The sequence below is a fragment of the Streptomyces sp. NPDC058335 genome (assembly GCF_042723915.1).
Lineage (GTDB): Bacteria > Actinomycetota > Actinomycetes > Streptomycetales > Streptomycetaceae > Streptomyces.
This window is the reverse complement of sequence record NZ_JBHXHX010000003.1, coordinates 352496-369341: the sequence shown is the minus strand read 5'-3', so window position 1 is coordinate 369341 and position 16846 is coordinate 352496. Positions and strand designations below refer to the sequence as shown.

Here is a 16846-nt window from a genome sequence, read left to right as displayed (position 1 = left end):
CGTCCGGGGCGGCGCGGTGGGGCGGGGCGGCAGAACCGCCGCAGGTCTACCCGTCGAGCGACGTCATCACGTGCTTGATGCGCGTGTAGTCCTCGAAGCCGTACCCCGACAGGTCCTTGCCGTAGCCGGACTTCTTGAAGCCGCCGTGGGGCATCTCGGCGACGAGCGGGATGTGGGTGTTGATCCACACGCAGCCGAAGTCGAGCTTCTTGGACATGCGCATCGCGCGGCCGTGGTCCTTGGTCCACACCGAGGAGGCGAGGGCGTACTCGACACCGTTGGCGTACTCGACGGCCTGGTCCTCGTCGGTGAAGGTCTGGACGGTGATGACCGGGCCGAAGACCTCGTTCTGGACGATCTCGTCGTCCTGCTTCAGACCGGAGACGACGGTCGGGGCGTAGAAGTAGCCCTTGTCGCCGACCCGGTGGCCGCCCGCCTCGACCTTGGCGTGGGCGGGGAGACGCTCGATGAAGCCGGTGACCTGCTGGAGCTGGTTGGGGTTGTTCAGCGGGCCGAAGAGCACGTCCTCGTCGTCCGGCTGCCCCGTCTTCGTCTCGGACGCGGCCTTCGCCAGCGCCGCCACGAACTCGTCGTGGATGGCCTCCTGGACGAGGACGCGGGTGGCGGCCGTACAGTCCTGGCCGGCGTTGAAGAAGCCCGCCACGGAGATGTCCTCGACGGCCTTGGCGATGTCGGTGTCCTCGAACACGACGACCGGCGCCTTGCCGCCCAGCTCCAGGTGGACGCGCTTGAGGTCCTTGGACGCGGACTCGGCGACGGACATGCCGGCGCGGACGGAGCCGGTGATGGACGCCATCGCCGGGACCGGGTGCTCGACCATCAGGCGGCCGGTGTCGCGGTCGCCGGTGACGACGTTGAAGACGCCCTTGGGCAGGATCGAGCCGACGATCTCGGCGATCAGGACGGTGGAGGCCGGCGTGGTGTCGGACGGCTTGAGCACCACCGTGTTGCCGGCCGCGATCGCCGGGGCGAACTTCCACACGGCCATCATCATCGGGTAGTTCCACGGCGCGACCTGCGCGCAGACGCCGACCGGCTCGCGGCGCACGATCGAGGTCAGGCCGTCCATGTACTCGCCCGCCGAGCGCCCCTCCAGCATCCGGGCCGCGCCCGCGAAGAAGCGGATCTGGTCGACCATGGGCGGGATCTCCTCGGACCGCGTGAGCCCGATCGGCTTGCCGGTGTTCTCCACCTCGGCGGCGATCAGCTCCTCGGCGCGCTCCTCGAACGCGTCCGCGATCTTCAGCAGGGCCTTCTGCCGCTCGGCCGGGGTGGTGTCGCGCCAGGCCGGGAAGGCGGCCGCGGCGGCCTTCATGGCGGCGTCCACGTCCGCCGGGCCGGACAACGGTGCGGTCGCATACGCCTCGCCGGTCACGGGGTTGACCACCTCGGTGGTCCGTCCGTCGGCGGCGTCCCGGAACTCACCGGCGATGTAATTCCGTAGGGTGCGCAGCCCACGCGGCTCGGTGCTCACTGCCGGCCTCCTGTGTCAGGGTCGAACTGTCCAATCACTGAGACACCCACCCTAATCGGCCGACCGACGTTTTCAACACCCCCGATCGCGCCACTCCTGCGAAATCCGCAAGTCTCAGCGACGTAAACAACGAATTTCATCGCCCACGCCTTGCGCAACTATCGAGACGTCGTGCAGAGTGACGTCGTGGCCAGTCGAAGCGCAGAGCACCGGGACTCCCGCGAGTCAAAGAACGGCACCCCTCACCTGGATGCCGTCAGCCTCGGCATCATCGAGCAGCTCCAGGAGGACGGCCGCCGGCCGTACGCCGCGATCGGCAAGGCCGTCGGCCTGTCGGAGGCGGCCGTGCGCCAGCGCGTCCAGAAGCTGCTCGACCAGGGCGTGATGCAGATCGTCGCCGTCACGGACCCTCTCACCGTGGGCTTCCGCAGGCAGGCGATGGTCGGGATCAACGTCGAGGGCGACACCGAGGCGATCGCCGACGCGCTCACCGACATGGCGGAGGTCGAGTACGTGGTGATGACCGCGGGCTCGTTCGACGTCCTCGCCGAGATCGTCTGCGAGGACGACGACCACCTGCTCGACGTCATCAACAAACGCATCCGTGCCCTGCCCGGCGTGCGCTCCACCGAGAGCTTCGTCTATCTGAAGCTCAAGAAACAGACATACATGTGGGGAACCCGATAACCGTGAGGACCCGATAACCGTGAGCACCAAGGACCTCAGCCGCACCGCGTACGACCACCTGTGGATGCACTTCACCCGCATGTCCTCGTACGAGAACGCGCCCGTCCCGACGATCGTCCGGGGCGAGGGCACCTACATCTACGACGACAAGGGCAAGCGCTACCTCGACGGTCTCGCGGGCCTGTTCGTGGTGCAGGCCGGTCACGGCCGCACGGAACTGGCCGAGACCGCCTTCAAGCAGGCGCAGGAGCTGGCGTTCTTCCCGGTGTGGTCCTACGCCCACCCCAAGGCCGTGGAGCTGGCGGAACGCCTCGCCCACCACGCGCCCGGTGACCTGAACAAGGTCTTCTTCACCACCGGCGGCGGCGAGGCGGTCGAGACCGCCTGGAAGCTCGCCAAGCAGTACTTCAAGCTGACCGGCAAGCCCACCAAGTACAAGGTCATCTCGCGTGCGGTCGCCTACCACGGCACCCCGCAGGGCGCCCTGTCCATCACCGGCCTGCCGGCCCTGAAGGCCCCTTTCGAGCCGCTCGTCCCGGGCGCGCACAAGGTCCCGAACACGAACATCTACCGCGCCTCGCTCTTCGGCGACGACCCGGAGGCCTTCGGCCGCTGGGCCGCCGACCAGATCGAGCAGCAGATCCTCATGGAGGGCCCCGAGACGGTCGCCGCCGTCTTCCTGGAGCCGGTCCAGAACGCGGGCGGCTGCTTCCCGCCCCCGCCCGGCTACTTCCGGCGGGTGCGCGAGATCTGCGACCAGTACGACGTCCTGCTCGTGTCGGACGAGGTCATCTGCGCCTTCGGCCGCCTGGGCACGATGTTCGCCTGCGACAAGTTCGACTACGTGCCGGACATGATCACCTGCGCCAAGGGCATGACCTCGGGCTACTCCCCGATCGGCGCCTGCATCATCTCCGACCGCCTGGCCGAGCCGTTCTACAAGGGCGACAACACCTTCCTGCACGGCTACACCTTCGGCGGCCACCCGGTCTCGGCGGCCGTCGGCATCGCCAACCTCGACCTGTTCGAGCGCGAGAACCTCAACCAGCACGTCCTCGACAACGAGGGCGCCTTCCGGGCCACCCTGGAGAAGCTGTACGACCTGCCGATCGTCGGCGACGTCCGCGGCAACGGCTTCTTCTACGGCATCGAGCTGGTCAAGGACAAGGTGACGAAGGAGTCGTTCACCGACGAGGAGACCGAGCGCGTCCTGTACGGCTTCCTGTCCAAGGCCCTCTTCGACAACGGCCTGTACTGCCGTGCCGACGACCGCGGCGACCCGGTCATCCAGCTCGCCCCGCCGCTGATCTCCAACCAGCAGACCTTCGACGAGATCGAGCAGATCCTGCGCGCCACACTGACGGAGGCGTGGACGAAGCTCTGATGAGGACGAAGCCCTGATGATGTTTGGGGATCTTCCTCTCAGGTGATCAACACCGGCCCCGGTGCCGTCCGTTCGAGTGAGAAACGGCGGCCCGGGGCCGTGTGCTGTCCGGATGCCCGAGCCGGGCTGCCTAGCGTGCCAGTGACCGATCGGCCCTGCCTTCGTTCCCCCGGACGGGGGAACGACACGGGAACTACGGATCTGAAACGAAGGTGTACGCCCATGGAGGCCCCGCCGGACAACGACGTGCTGTGGGCACGCTCCCTGCACTACACGCACCCCGACGGCTCCCCCGCGCTGGGCGGCGTGTCCCTCGGCGTGCGGGAGGGCGAGATCCTCGCCGTCACCGGGCCGCGCGGCAGCGGCAAGACGACCCTGCTGCACTGCCTGTCCGGGCTGGCCCGCGGCCAGCGTGGCGAGGTCTGGTTCAACAGCGTCCCCGTGCACACCATGGGACCGATGGCCCGCGAACGGCTCCGCCGCGACCGCTTCGGCTGGATCGACCCGGCCCCGGTGCTCGTCCCCGAGCTGAACGTCTGGGAGAACGCGGCCCTCCCCCTCATGCTGCGCGGCACCAGCCGCCGCCGCGCCAAGGTCGCCGCCCTGGAGTGGCTGGAACGCCTCGACATCGGCGACAAGTCCCGCCTGCGGCCCTACGAACTCACCCAGTCGGAACGCCAGCGCGTCTGCATCACCCGCGCCCTGGCCCCGGCCCCGTCGGTCCTGTTCGCGGACGAGCCGACGGCCCCCCTGCACCACGCGGACCGCGGCCACGTGCTGCGCACCCTGACCACGGCGGCCCGCTCGCACGGCATCACCGTCGTCCTGGCCACCCACGACACCGACACCGCTGCCCTCGCCGACCGCACGATCTCCCTCCTGGACGGACGCCGGGTGCGCACCGTCCATCTGCCGCCGGTCACCGAGTCGGAAGGCCGGGCGGCGTGCTCGCTCTCCGCCTGACCCGCAGCGCCCGTCCGGCCGTCCAACTGCGCCGTCTGCTCGTCGCGACGGCCTCGGCCGGAACCGGCTTCCTCCTGCTGTGCACCCTCGGCCACGCCCTGAGCCACCCCGGCACCCCGGCGGGCTCCACGCTCCGGCTGGCCTGGTGCACGGTCCCGCTGGCCGCCACCGTCCACTTCGCCCTGGCGGTCGCCCGCACCGACCCGGGCACCCGGCCCCGCCCCGGCCTGGCGGCGATCGGCCTGGGCCCCGCCCGCCTGATGGCGATCTCGGCGACCACGACGGCCCTGTCCACCGCCGTCGGCTCGATGCTGGCCCTGCTCCTCTTCCTCCACCTCCGCGGCGACCTCACGGGCATGCCCTTCGACGGAGCAGCGGCGTCGTTCCTGGCGGCGGACGTCCCCCTGCCCCTCCCCGCGGCCCTCACCCTGCTGGCCCTCACCCCGGCGGCAGCCTCGCTGGCGGTGGCCCTGACCCTGCGCCCGCGGGACACCCACCTGGCGGCGAACTCCCGAGGCACCGGCCTCGCCCTCCGCCGCTTCACCCCCACGGCGAAGCTCCAGGAAACATTCGGCGCCTACGGACGATTCGGCGCAAGACAGTCCCGCCACAGTGCCGCCGAGACATCCGGAGAAGGCGGCCCCCAGCCGTCCCCTCAGGCTGCGGGCATCCATGCCGCCGGGGTGGCACAGGTGGGTGCTGGGGGTCCCCCCTCCGGGGGAGGCACCCCGCCGGCGCCGAGCAGCGCGACCCACCCCCCGGCCCCAGCCGACGGCCCCCAGGAAACCCCGGCCCACAACCCCATCCCGCACGGCGCGCCCCCCAGCCCTCCCCGCCCCAACCCCACCACCCTCCCCTGGGGCGCGGCGCTCCTCGCCGCCGGCCTGGCCGTGGAGGCGTACGCGAGCCGCACCCCCGGCCAGCACCTCACCCTCCCCGGCGGCCCGACCGGTCCCGCCGCCGTCCTCCTCGGCTGGACCCTCACGGCGATCGGCCTGGCCGTGGCCGGCCCCAGCCTCACCCACCTCTGCGGACGACTCCTCCAGGCCGCCCGCCCCGGCGCCCTCCGCCTCCTCGCGGGCCGCGGCCTGATGGAGGAGGCGTCCCGCATCGGCGGCCCCCTGGGCATCCTGTGCGCGGTGGCCTCCGGCGCGTACACGATGGCCGTCCTGTACGACCCCGCCGACTCGTCCTTCGGCCCGCTGACCACCCTCGGCGCGACCCTGGTCGCCGGCTGCGCCCTCGCCACGCTCCTGACCGCCGCGGTCGAGGCCCGCCAGGCCCGCGCCGACACGACGGCCGCCCTCCTCCGCCTCGGCGCCCCGTCCACGGCGCTGCGCAGCGCGGCAGCGCTCCGGGCGGGCGCCCTCGCCGCGCTGTTCGTCCCGCTCACCCTGACCGTGGCCGCCCTCGCGGCTCTGCCGCTGACCCCCTGAGCCGGGTACGGGAGCCGCCGACCGCCGTACGAAAATCCGAGCGAGAAAAATCTTCGACCACCGATGACTTCCGCGCGGGCCCCGGGTCTACCCCACCGAAGAACACGCGCACCGCGCACCTGCCGTACGACCCGATGGGAGACACCCCGATGAGCACTCCGGCCTACCAGCAGATGGTCTTCGTCAACCTGCCCGTGAACGACCTGGACGCCTCCAAGAAGTTCTTCACGGAGCTGGGCTACTCGATCAACCCCCAGTTCAGCGACGAGAACGCGGCCTCCGTGGTGATCAGCGACAACATCATCGCGATGCTGCTCACCAAGCCGTTCTACGCGACCTTCACCAAGAAGGAGATCGCGGACGCCACGAAGACCAGCCAGGTCATGATCGCGCTGAGCGCCGAGAGCCGCGAGAAGGTCGACGAACTGGTCGACCGCGCCCTGGCGGCGGGCGGTTCGCCGGCCAACGAGACGCAGGACCACGGCTTCATGTACGGCCGCTCCTTCGACGACCTCGACGGCCACACCTGGGAGGTCGTCTGGATGGACCCGGCGGCGATCCAGGGCTGATCCGCCGGTGACACGGCACGCCTAGCATGGGCGGGTGCATCCGACACCCGCCCAGCCGTACGACGGCACCCACGACCGCGAGATCGAGTCCCTCGCCGAGTTCGACGAGGTCGTCTCCACCCGGGGCACCCTGGCCCACTTCCGCGTCCAGGCGGTCGACCTGACGGACCGTACGGACGTCCTGCTCGCCGTGGACACCGCGGGCGCCGTCTTCCTCGGCTGCCCGATGGACCCGGCCGCGGCGACCATGGCCCGCACCCGCGGTGCCCTGGTCTTCCCGCCGATACCCGGCCTCTCCTTCGACCCGTACCGCGCCTTCGTCTACACGCCGGACGAGTTGTTCGCCTCGCTCGACGAGGGCTACGAGTCGACCCCGGACGCCCGGACCTACCGCTGGTTCCAGCAGACGAAGGCGGACGGCGACATATTCGCCTCCATGCTGCGCGCGATCCACGACGACGCCGTCTCGGACGCGCTCGACGAACTCCTCGTCGGCTCCCGGGTGGTGGGGGTGATGGGCGGCCACGCCATGGCACGCGGGACGGACGCGTACGCCGGTGCCGCGCGCCTCGGCCGCGAACTCGCCCGCGCCGGACTGACGGTGGCGACCGGTGGCGGTCCGGGCGCGATGGAGGCGGCGAACCTCGGCGCCTACGCGGCCCCCTTCCCCGACGCCATGCTCCCCGAGGCGCTTCAGCTGCTCGCCAAGGCGCCGAAGTTCACGCCCTCGGTCACCGACTGGGCGTCGGCCGCCTTCGCGGTCCGCACCCGCTGGCCCGGAGGCGGCACCTCGGTCGGCGTCCCCACCTGGTTCTACGGCCACGAGCCGCCGAACCCCTTCGCCGCGCACCTCGCCAAGTACTTCTCCAACGCCACCCGCGAGGACGGCCTGCTGGCCCGCTGCACCGCCGGCGTCGTGTTCCTGCCGGGCGCCGCCGGGACCGTACAGGAGATCTTCGACAACGCGACACCCAACTACTACGAGTCACGGGGCGAGCCGACGCCGATGGTGCTCGTGGACCGGGCGCACTGGACGGAGTGGCTGCCGGCCTGGCCGCTGCTGCGGAAGCTCGCCGGGGAACGGTCGATGGGGGCCCGTATCGCCCTGGTCGACCGGATCGAGGAGGCTCCTGAGGCGCTGAAACGTCTCGGCGGTTAATGAGCGGGCAAAGCCGAGCGGCCGGAACCATCGACGCATTGACACTTCTTATGGAACGCTTATAGACCTGTGGGACCCCTGGGGAGGCTGTCGCCGCCGCATCGGGGGCGGCATCTCCCCCTCCGCCCCCCGCAGTTGCACATCACGTAAAGGACAAACGTGTCCCCATCCCGCCGTACCGCCGCTCGTTCGGTGCGCATGTTCGGTCTCGTCGGCGCCTCTGCCGCTCTTGTCCTCGGCACATCCGGCTCCGCGCTGGCCACCGACCCCCTCGGTATCGGGCAATTCTCCGCGGCAGCCTCCTGCGACGGCTCGAAGGGCGTCATCACCGTCACCGCCACCGACGCGACGGCCACCCCCGCGGTCGTCACGGTCTTCCTCCAGAACAACAACGCCGACCTGAGGCGGATCGGCGAGCCCACGCCGATCAAGGGCTCGGCCGAGGGCGTCGCCGTCACCTTCGCCGAGGACTGGGCACCGGGCGCGAAGTACCGGGTCCACATCAAGTCCGGCAGCAAGCTCGACGCCGACATACCGATCCTGGAGGCCCCCGCCAAGGCCTGTACCGGTGCCGACGACACCCCCACCACCCCGTCGACGCCCTCGGCCCCGTCCACGACCCCCTCCGACACCGCCTCGACCCCGGCCGGGTCGGGAACGCCGACCCGGTCGGCCTCCGAGAGCGACAGCACCGTGCCCGCGGCCTCCGCGAGCAACGCGCCGTCGCCCGCCGCCCAGGAGTCCAACCTCGCCGAGACCGGCGCCAGTTCGCGCACCGGCCTGATCGTCGGCATCGCGGCCGTCCTGGTCCTCGTCGGCGGCGGAGCGGTCTTCTTCGGCATGCGCCGCAAGGGCACCGGCAACCGCTGACCAGCCGAGTGGCCCGCCCCGAGAACGCGTCCAGGAAGGGTCGGGCCACTCTCCGGTTCAGCCGAAGCTCGTCTTCGCCAGCCAGAACTCCAGCAGCTCCCGCTCGCCGACGACCTCCAACTCCGGTGAGTCCAGCGGCAGTCGATGATAGAAGGCGAGCAGGACCGAGGTGAGCGGGCCGCGCAGCGCCACCGTCGCCTTCTCGTGTCCGCGATCCCAGGCGATCCCCTGCTCGGTCAGTTCCACCAGCCACTCGGCGTCCAGTCCGGCGGGCGCGTCGGTGGCGTGCAGATGGATGCTGCGGCCCCGGTGTTCCTCGGCGCGCAGCTCGTCGGACGCCCGGTGCGGCAGGTTCCGCTGCACCCACTCCACCAGGTACAGCCACTCGTCCAGCGCGTCGGCGGCGACCTCGGGCGCCACGTCGTAGGGCAGCCCGGCGGTGAGAGCGGCGTCGGCGCGGTGCACGGTGATCTCGTGGGTCATCCGGCGGGCCCAGAACCGGGCGTCACCGCCCCCGGCCCAGCCCCACACCCTCGTGTCGGGCCCGGCCTCCCGCAGCGCGGCCACGACCGCCTCACCGGTCTCCGCGAGCCAGGCGTCCAGCGCGGCCGGGTCGCCCTGGGCCTCCGGCCCGCCGTGCGACGGGACCTGTTCCTCCGCGACGTTCTCCTGCGCCCGCGTCCGCACCAGCAGCTCGACCCAGCGCAGGGCCCCGCCCGTGTGCCGGACGAGCTGCTCCAGAGACCAGTCGGGGCAGGTCGGAACGGTGGCCGACAGATCGGCTCCGGAGGTCACCACCGACCGCAACAGACCTACCTGGTGGGCGATTTCGTCGCAGTACCGCTCATGTGCGAGAAGGGTCATACGCGACACCGTACGGGCGGGACGATCAGTCGAGCACCACGATTTCGGCCGCGTCGAACTCCACCCCGACCGTGTCCCCGACCTCCGGCGCCAGCCGCAGCGCACACGCTGCCTCCAGGCGCGGCGCGTTCTCCGGCTGGAGGTGGAGGGCGACATGGGTGCCCTTGAAGGTGCGGGCGGCGACCGTGCAGGGCAGGCCCTGTTCCGCGTCCACCAGCCGTACCCCGGCCGGCCGCACCAGCAGCGTGCGGACGCCCTGCGGGGAGCCGGCCGGCACCGGCACCTTGCCCCACGGCGTGTCCGCGGCCTCCTCGGCGACGCCGGCCTCCACCACGTTGTCGAAGCCGAGGAAGCGGGCCACGAACGCGTCCGCCGGCCGCTGCCACACCTCCAGCGGCGTACCGGACTGGGCGATCCGCCCGTCCCGCATCACCACGACCCGGTCGGCCAGCGCGAACGCCTCGCCCTGGTCGTGCGTGACCGCGAGCACCGTGGTGCCCAACCGCCCGAACAGCTCCCGCAGTTCCACGACCAGCCGCTCCCGCAGCGACCGGTCGAGCTGCCCGAGCGGCTCGTCCAGCATCAGCAGCCGTGGGCTCGGCGCGAGCGCACGGGCCAGCGCCACCCGCTGCTGCTCACCGCCGGACAGCGCGGCGACGGACCGGCGGCCGGCATCCGGCAGCCCGACCAGATCGAGCAGCTCCCCCACCCGTTCCTGTCGTCGTCGCCGGTCGGTGCCGCGCATGCGCAGACCGAAGGCGACGTTGCCGCCCACGTCCCGCTGCGGGAACAGCTGATGGTCCTGGAACATCAGCCCCAGCCCCCGCCGGTGCGCGGGCACTCCCGCCTGGTCACGTCCGTCGAGCACCACCCGCCCGGCGTCCAGGGGTTGCAGCCCGGCCACCACCCGCAGCAGCGTCGACTTGCCGCTGCCGCTGGGCCCGAGCACACACACCACCTCGTGCTCGACGACGTCGAGATCGACGGCGTCCAGCACCGCCCGCCCTGCGAACCGCACGGTCGCGCCTTCGAGCCGCAGCATCAGAACTCCCCCGTACGGTCGGTGCGCAGCCGCTCCAGCACCAGCAGGGCGATCGCGCACACCAGCATCAGAATCGTCGAAAGGGCCATCGCCTGCCCGTAGTTCAGCTCCCCGGCACGCCCCAGCAGCCGCGCCACGGCGACCGGCAGGGTCGGGTTGTCGGGCCGTGCGATGAACACCGTCGCCCCGAACTCGCCCAGCGACACGGCGAAGGCGAACCCGGCGGCGACCAGCAGCGCCCGCCGCACCATCGGCAGGTCCACCTCCCGCCACACCCGCCACGGCGACGCCCCGAGCACGGCCGCCGCCTCCCGCAGCCGCTCGTCCACCGCGCGCAGCACCGGCAGCATGGTCCGTACGACGAAGGGCACGCCGACCAGCGCCTGCGCGAGCGGCACCAGGATCCAGGTGGCCCGCAGGTCCAGCGGAGGTTCGTCGAGCGCGATCAGGAAGCCGAAGCCGACGGTCACCGCGGAGACGCCCAGCGGCAGCATCAGCAGCGCGTCGAACCCGCGGACCAGCCGCCCGGCGTCCCGTCGGGTCAGGGCCGCCGCCGCCAGCCCGCCGACCGTCACCGCGATCACGGTGGCGACGAGGGCGTACTCCAGCGAGTTGCCGATGGCCTCGATCGGCGGGACCAGGAACACATTGCCGTCGTCGCTGGTCAGCGCCCGGTAGTAGGCGAAGTCGGGGGCGTCGAGGGAGCGTTGCACCAGCACCGCCAACGGCAGCACGAGCAGCAGCGCTACCGTGCCGAGCACTCCGGCGAGCAGCGCCCACTGCCCCGCCCCACGCGGCCGCCGTGCCGTCCCGGCCGCGTCCACCAGCCGCAGCGCGCTCTCCCGCCGCCGTACGGTCCAGGCGTGCACGGCGAGGATCGCGCCGACGGCGAGGAACTGGACGATCGTGAGGACGGCGGCCGTCGACAGGTCGAAGATCTCGGAGGTCTGCCGGTAGATCTCGACCTCCAGCGTGGAGAAGGTCGGGCCGCCGAGGATCTGCACCACGCCGAAGGAGGTGAAGGTGAAGAGGAACACCATGAGCGCGGCGGCGGCCACGGCCGGCGCGAGGGCCGGGAGGGTCACCTGCCGCCAGGCCCGGAAGGGCGAGGCGCCGAGCATCCGCGCGGCCTCCTCCTGCCGCGGGTCGAGCTGCGCCCACAGTCCGCCGACCGTCCGCACGACGACGGCGTAGTTGAAGAAGACGTGGGCGAGCAGGATCGCCCACACGGTGGTGTCCAGCCGTACGCCCCACAGCTCGTCGAGGAGACCACCGCGGCCGACCAGCGCGAGGAACGCCGTACCGACGACGACGGTCGGCAGCACGAACGGGACGGTCACGACGGCCCGCAGGACCTGCTTGCCGGGGAAGGAGAACCGGGCGAAGACGTAGGCGGCGGGCAGGGCGATCAGCAGGGTGAGCGCGGTGGAGGCGAGTGCCTGCCAGGTGGTGAACCACAGGACGTGCCGGATGTCGGACTGCCCGAGCACGTCGAACAGGCGCCCGAAGTGCCAGCCGCCGCCGGAGTACAGTCCGCGCGAGAGGATCGCGGCGACCGGGTAGGCGAAGAACATCCCGAAGAACGCGACGGGCAGGGCCATGAGCCCCAGCCGCGCCGCGCTCCCGGTACGCCCGCGGCGCGGGGCCGCCCGCCGGTCTACTTCAGTACGAGCGAGGTCCACGACTTGACCCACTGGTCGCGGTCCGCGGCGATCTTCGCCGGGTCCATCGTCTCGGGATCCTCGGCGGCCGGGCCGTACTCGGTGAACTCGGCGGGCACGGCCGCGCCCTTGGCCACCGGGTAGACGAACATGTTGAGCGGCATGTCCTCCTGGAACGTCTTCGAGATCAGGAAGTCGATCAGCGCCTTGCCGCCCTCGCTGTTCTCGGCGTTGCTCAGCAGTCCGGCGAACTCGACCTGCCGGAAGCAGGTGCCGGTCGCGACACCGGTCGGCGCGGTCGTCGGCTTCGGGTCGCCGTAGATCACCTCGGCGGGCGGCGAGGAGGCGTAGGAGACGACGAGCGGCCGGTCCCCGCCGGCCTTCCTGCCGCCGGCCGAGCCGGAGAACTCCTCGTTGTAGGCCTGCTCCCAGCCGTCGACGACCTTCACACCGTTGGCCTTGAGCTTCTTCCAGTAACCCTCCCAGCCTCCCCCGTCCCCGTACTTGGCGGCCGTGCCGAGCAGGAAGCCGAGGCCGGGCGAGGAGGTGGAGGCGTTCTCGGTGACGAGCAGGTTCTTGTACGCCGGCTTCGCCAGGTCGTCGAAGGTGGCCGGCGGGGCCAGCTTGTGATCGGTGAAGTACTTCTTGTCGTAGTTGACGCAGATGTCGCCGTAGTCGACGGGCGTGACCCGGTGCTTTCCGGCGTCCAGCTGGTACTGCCCGTCGACCTGGTCCAGCCCCTGCGCCTCGTACGGCTGGAAGACGCCGTTGTCGAGCGCGCGGGAGAGCAGGGTGTTGTCGACGCCGAAGAAGACGTCGCCCTGCGGGTTGTCCTTGGTGAGGATCGCCTTGTTGACGGCCTGCCCGGCGTCGCCGTCCTTGAGGACCTTCACCTGGTAGCCGGACTTCTTCTCGAAGTCGGCGAGCACGTTCTCGGAGACGGCCCACGAGTCATGGCTGACGAGGGTGACGGTCTTGCTCTCGCTCTGCGAGGAACCGCCGTCGTCCGACGATCCGCAGGCGGACAGCGTGACGAGACCGAGACCGAGGCCTACGGCCGCGGCCACGAACGTCCTGGTGTGCACTGGAATTCCTCCTGGAGGTGACCAGGAAGAGACGCGGCCCCGCCCGGAACCCGCGAGGGTGTCCGGGCAGGGCGCAACAGCTCGAGTGATGACCGAACTTCCTACCCAGAATGACCTGGGCGAGGTTCAGAGGGTCTGCGGCCCGGTGCCGCACTCTCAGCGCTGTGGCGCTCCCCTGTCGGAATATGAAGATGTCTGATTTACCGCACTGTCTGAAAACAGGACAGTACTTACGTCGGTCAGACTACCGCTCGGTGGCGGCGAGCTGACCACACGCCCCGTCGATCTCCTGACCACGCGTGTCCCGGACGGTGACGGGCACCCCGTGCGCCGCGATGGCCTCGACGAACGCCTTCTCGTCCTCGGGCCGGGAGGCGGTCCACTTGGAACCCGGCGTCGGGTTGAGCGGGATCAGGTTCACATGTACGGGCCGGCCCTTGAGCATGCGCCCGAGACGGTCACCACGCCAGGCCTGGTCGTTGATGTCGCGGATCAGCGCGTACTCGATGGACAGCCGGCGCCCGGACCTCTCGGCGTACTCGAATCCGGCGTCGAGCACCTCGCGCACCTTCCACCGCGTGTTCACGGGGACGAGGGTGTCGCGCAGCTCGTCGTCGGGGGCGTGCAGCGAGATGGCCAGCCGGCACTTGAAGCCTTCGTCGGAGAACCGGTTGATGGCCGGCACCAGCCCCACGGTCGACACGGTGATCCCGCGCTGCGAGAGCCCCAGCCCGTCGGGCGCGGGGTCGGTGAGCGCGCGGATGGAGCCGACGACCCGCTTGTAGTTGGCGAGCGGCTCACCCATGCCCATGAACACGATGTTGGACAGCCGGGCCGGTCCGCCGGGAACCTCTCCGTCGCGCAGCGCCCGCATCCCGTCCACGATCTGGTGGACGATCTCGGCGGTGGACAGGTTCCGGTCGAGCCCCGCCTGCCCGGTCGCGCAGAACGGGCAGTTCATCCCGCAGCCGGCCTGCGAACTGATGCACATGGTCACCCGGTCCGGGTACCGCATCAGCACCGACTCCACGAGCGTGCCGTCGAACAGCCGCCAGAGCGTCTTGCGGGTGGTCCCCTGGTCCGTCGACAGATGCCGTACGACCGTCATCAGATCGGGCAGCAGCGCCTCGCGCAGCTTCTCACGGGCACCGGCGGGGATGTCGGTCCACTCGGCCGGGTCGTGCGCGAACCGCGCGAAGTAGTGCTGCGACAGCTGTTTCGCACGGAACGGCTTCTCACCGATCTCCGCCACCACCTCCTTCCGCTCGGCGGGCGAGAGGTCGGCGAGGTGCCGCGGCGGCTTCTTGGCTCCGCGGGGGGCGACGAAAGTGAGTTCTCCGGGCTTAGGCATGGCTCTACCAGTGTCGCAGATCCATTCGGGTGCCCCGGTCGGCTCAGAACAGCCCGCCGGTCGCGGTGTGACGCACCGGGCGGCGTACGTCGTCGTCCGGTGCCATCCGCCGCAGTAGAGCTTCGGCCTGCGCCGTCCGTTCTGCGCGAGGAGCGCCTCGCACCATCGGCACGGCAGATCACCGTGGTACCGGCCGTCCTCGCCCCGTCTCGCCGTCCCCATGCGCGGGACCCTGTCGGAGCGGTTGATCACGGGACGAGCCCCCGTCCGCGGGGGACGGGGGCTCGTTTCGACCGGGCTGAGTACCGATCAGCCGGACCCCACGAACAGCACCAGCAACAGCCACACCACCGGCGCGGTGGGCAGGAGCGAGTCCAGGCGGTCCATGATGCCGCCGTGACCGGGGAGCAGGGTGCCCATGTCCTTGATGCCGAGGTCCCGCTTGATCATGGACTCGCCGAGGTCACCGAGGGTGGCGCTGGCCGCGACCGCCAGGCCGAGCAGCAGACCCTGCCACCAGGTGCCGTCCTCGATCACGAACTCCATGCACAGTGCACCGACGACCATCGCGAACGACACCGCGCCGAGCAGGCCCTCGCGGGTCTTGCCGGGGCTGATCCGCGGAGCGAGCTTGTGCTTGCCGAAGCGCCAGCCGACGGCGTACGCCCCGGTGTCGCTGACGACCGTCAGCAGCAGGAACGTCATGACGCGGAGCGCCCCGTCGTCCGCGGTGAGCATCATCGCGACGAACGTGGCCAGGAACGGGACGTAGAAGGCCGCGAAGACTCCGGCAGTGACGTCCTTGAGGTAACCTTCCGGCGGTTCCGTCATCCGCCAGACCAGGACCGCGAGCGCGGTCAGGGCCATGGCAACCCAGGCGCCCTCGGCACCCCGGACGTATCCGGCGACGACCATGGCCGCGCCGCCGACCGCGAGCGGCACCAGCGGAGCCTTGATGCCCTTGCGCTCCTGGAGCCGACTGGTCAGCTCCCACAGGCCGACGACGACGGCGACCGCGATCACGCCGACGAAGACGGCCTTGACGACGAACAGCGACGCGATGATCACCGCACCGAGTCCGACACCGACCCCTATGGCCGCAGTCAGGTCACGGCCCGCGCTCTTCTTCTGCGGGGCGGATGCCGGCTGTGGTGCGTCGGGCATGGGCTCCGGATTCTGCGGCACCGCCGCAGGGGGCTGTGCCGACGGGGTCTCGTCACGGAACGTCCCCGCGGGGGACGTCTCGTTTCGGAACGTCCCGCCGTGGGACGTCCCGTCGCGGAACGTCTCGTCTCGGAACAAGGGGCCGCCCAGCCGAGCGGCCCCCCGGTCGTCATCCTGGTTTCCGCCATGAGCGGGTACGTCGGGGACGATGGGCATGGGGCGAGTCTGCTGCGCCTCAGGCGCATCGTACGCGGGACCCGCCGGGGCAGCCCCCTGGACAGGTCCGTGCGGGACGGCCCCGTGATCGTTGGGCCCCCAGTACCCGGCCTGTGAACCGGCTCGTGGCGGAGCGCCCCAGGAAGAGTCGTTCATCAGACCTCGAGCAGCTCCGCTTCCTTGTGCTTGAGGAGCTCGTCCACCTGGGCGACGTACTTCGCGGTGGTGTCGTCGAGTTCCTTCTCGGCACGGCGGCCCTCGTCCTCGCCGACCTCGCCGTCCTTGATGAGCTTGTCGATCGCGTCCTTGGCCTTGCGGCGCACGGCGCGGATGGACACCTTGGCGTCCTCGCCCTTGCTCTTGGCGACCTTGATGTAGTCGCGGCGGCGCTCCTCCGTCAGCTCGGGGAACACCACCCGGATGATGTTGCCGTCGTTGCTCGGGTTGACGCCCAGGTCCGAGTCACGGATCGCCTGCTCGATGTTGCGCAGCGCGCTCTTGTCGAACGGGGTCACGACCGCCATGCGCGGCTCCGGCACGGAGAACGAAGCCAGCTGGTTGATCGGCGTCGGCGCGCCGTAGTAGTCGGCCACGATCTTGTTGAACATCGCCGGGTGCGCACGGCCGGTGCGGATCGCGGCGAAGTCCTCCTTGGCGACCAGGACGGCCTTCTCCATCTTCTCCTCGGCCTCGAGGAGGGTCTCTTCGATCACCACTTGCTCCTGCGTGTCTTGAGTAGGCCCGGCTCCGGTTCCTTGCGGAGGCGGCGGCCGGCTGCGTCGCGTCTTCTTCCTGCACGGTTCCCGACCGGCAGGACATTGTCCATCCCCCGACCAGGGTCCGTCGCCCGGTCAGGTGTTGTCGTGGGAACCGGGGTTCCCACGGACCGGACCGGGGAGT

Annotated in this window: 15 protein-coding genes and 1 riboswitch; of the genes, 7 read left to right on the top strand and 8 right to left on the bottom strand. The window is 70.8% G+C overall.

Annotated elements, in window-relative coordinates; all coding sequences use genetic code 11:
• Positions 1-46: 46 nt before the first annotated feature.
• Entirely contained in the window at positions 47-1495 is a 1449-nt protein-coding gene (locus tag ACFWJX_RS07515) for a gamma-aminobutyraldehyde dehydrogenase (RefSeq protein WP_383238208.1), read from the bottom strand.
• 171 nt (positions 1496-1666) lie between these two features.
• Here ACFWJX_RS07515 and ACFWJX_RS07510 point away from each other — a divergent pair, with 171 nt between their 5' ends.
• The 7 genes from ACFWJX_RS07510 (at position 1667) to ACFWJX_RS07480 (ending at position 8563) form a co-directional block, all read left to right on the top strand.
• A complete protein-coding gene (locus ACFWJX_RS07510; protein ID WP_383238205.1) occupies positions 1667-2182 on the top strand; it encodes an Lrp/AsnC family transcriptional regulator in 516 nt (171 codons plus the stop codon).
• A gap of 19 nt (positions 2183-2201) precedes the next feature.
• Positions 2202-3566: an aspartate aminotransferase family protein gene (locus ACFWJX_RS07505; protein ID WP_383238202.1), complete on the top strand. Its 1365-nt coding sequence runs from the start codon at positions 2202-2204 to the stop codon at positions 3564-3566.
• Positions 3567-3788: 222 nt separating this feature from the next.
• Positions 3789-4529 (top strand): ABC transporter ATP-binding protein, encoded by a 741-nt coding sequence (locus ACFWJX_RS07500; protein ID WP_383238200.1) that lies wholly within the window; start codon positions 3789-3791, stop codon positions 4527-4529.
• Positions 4511-5965 (top strand): hypothetical protein, encoded by a 1455-nt coding sequence (locus ACFWJX_RS07495; protein ID WP_383238197.1) that lies wholly within the window; start codon positions 4511-4513, stop codon positions 5963-5965. The genes ACFWJX_RS07500 and ACFWJX_RS07495 overlap by 19 nt, the downstream gene beginning before the upstream one ends.
• A gap of 149 nt (positions 5966-6114) precedes the next feature.
• Complete coding sequence (locus ACFWJX_RS07490; RefSeq protein ID WP_383238193.1) at positions 6115-6534, top strand: VOC family protein; 420 nt, start codon at positions 6115-6117, stop codon at positions 6532-6534.
• A 34-nt stretch (positions 6535-6568) separates the two neighbouring features.
• The gene (locus ACFWJX_RS07485) at positions 6569-7693 is read left to right on the top strand and encodes an LOG family protein (RefSeq protein ID WP_383238190.1); all 1125 of its coding nucleotides are present in this window, start codon (positions 6569-6571) and stop codon (positions 7691-7693) included.
• Between the two features lie 159 nt (positions 7694-7852).
• Positions 7853-8563, top strand: a complete 711-nt coding sequence (locus tag ACFWJX_RS07480) for an LAETG motif-containing sortase-dependent surface protein (RefSeq protein ID WP_383238187.1) — start codon at positions 7853-7855, stop codon at positions 8561-8563.
• Between the two features lie 57 nt (positions 8564-8620).
• Here ACFWJX_RS07480 and ACFWJX_RS07475 read toward each other — a convergent pair whose 3' ends face one another.
• The 7 genes from ACFWJX_RS07475 to frr form a co-directional block, all read right to left on the bottom strand.
• Positions 8621-9427: a maleylpyruvate isomerase family mycothiol-dependent enzyme gene (locus ACFWJX_RS07475; RefSeq protein WP_383238184.1), complete on the bottom strand. Its 807-nt coding sequence runs from the start codon at positions 9425-9427 to the stop codon at positions 8621-8623.
• Between the two features lie 25 nt (positions 9428-9452).
• On the bottom strand, positions 9453-10469 hold the full coding sequence (locus ACFWJX_RS07470; protein ID WP_383238181.1) for an ABC transporter ATP-binding protein: 1017 nt from the start codon (positions 10467-10469) through the stop codon (positions 9453-9455).
• Positions 10469-12070, bottom strand: a complete 1602-nt coding sequence (locus tag ACFWJX_RS07465) for an ABC transporter permease (protein WP_383238178.1) — start codon at positions 12068-12070, stop codon at positions 10469-10471. Before ACFWJX_RS07465 ends, ACFWJX_RS07470 begins: the two co-directional genes overlap by 1 nt.
• Before the next feature lie 56 nt (positions 12071-12126).
• Entirely contained in the window at positions 12127-13215 is a 1089-nt protein-coding gene (locus ACFWJX_RS07460) for a thiamine ABC transporter substrate binding subunit (protein ID WP_383238175.1), read from the bottom strand.
• 80 nt (positions 13216-13295) lie between these two features.
• Positions 13296-13402, bottom strand: a riboswitch (TPP riboswitch).
• Positions 13403-13459: 57 nt separating this feature from the next.
• Positions 13460-14566 carry a 23S rRNA (adenine(2503)-C(2))-methyltransferase RlmN gene (gene rlmN, locus ACFWJX_RS07455; RefSeq protein ID WP_355978550.1) on the bottom strand — a complete coding sequence of 369 codons (1107 nt, stop codon included), beginning with the start codon at positions 14564-14566 and terminating at the stop codon, positions 13460-13462.
• Between the two features lie 309 nt (positions 14567-14875).
• On the bottom strand, positions 14876-16102 hold the full coding sequence (locus ACFWJX_RS07450; protein ID WP_383238172.1) for a phosphatidate cytidylyltransferase: 1227 nt from the start codon (positions 16100-16102) through the stop codon (positions 14876-14878).
• Entirely contained in the window at positions 16102-16659 is a 558-nt protein-coding gene (gene frr / locus ACFWJX_RS07445) for a ribosome recycling factor (RefSeq protein ID WP_383238169.1), read from the bottom strand. The genes ACFWJX_RS07450 and frr overlap by 1 nt, the downstream gene beginning before the upstream one ends.
• Positions 16660-16846 lie beyond the last annotated feature (187 nt).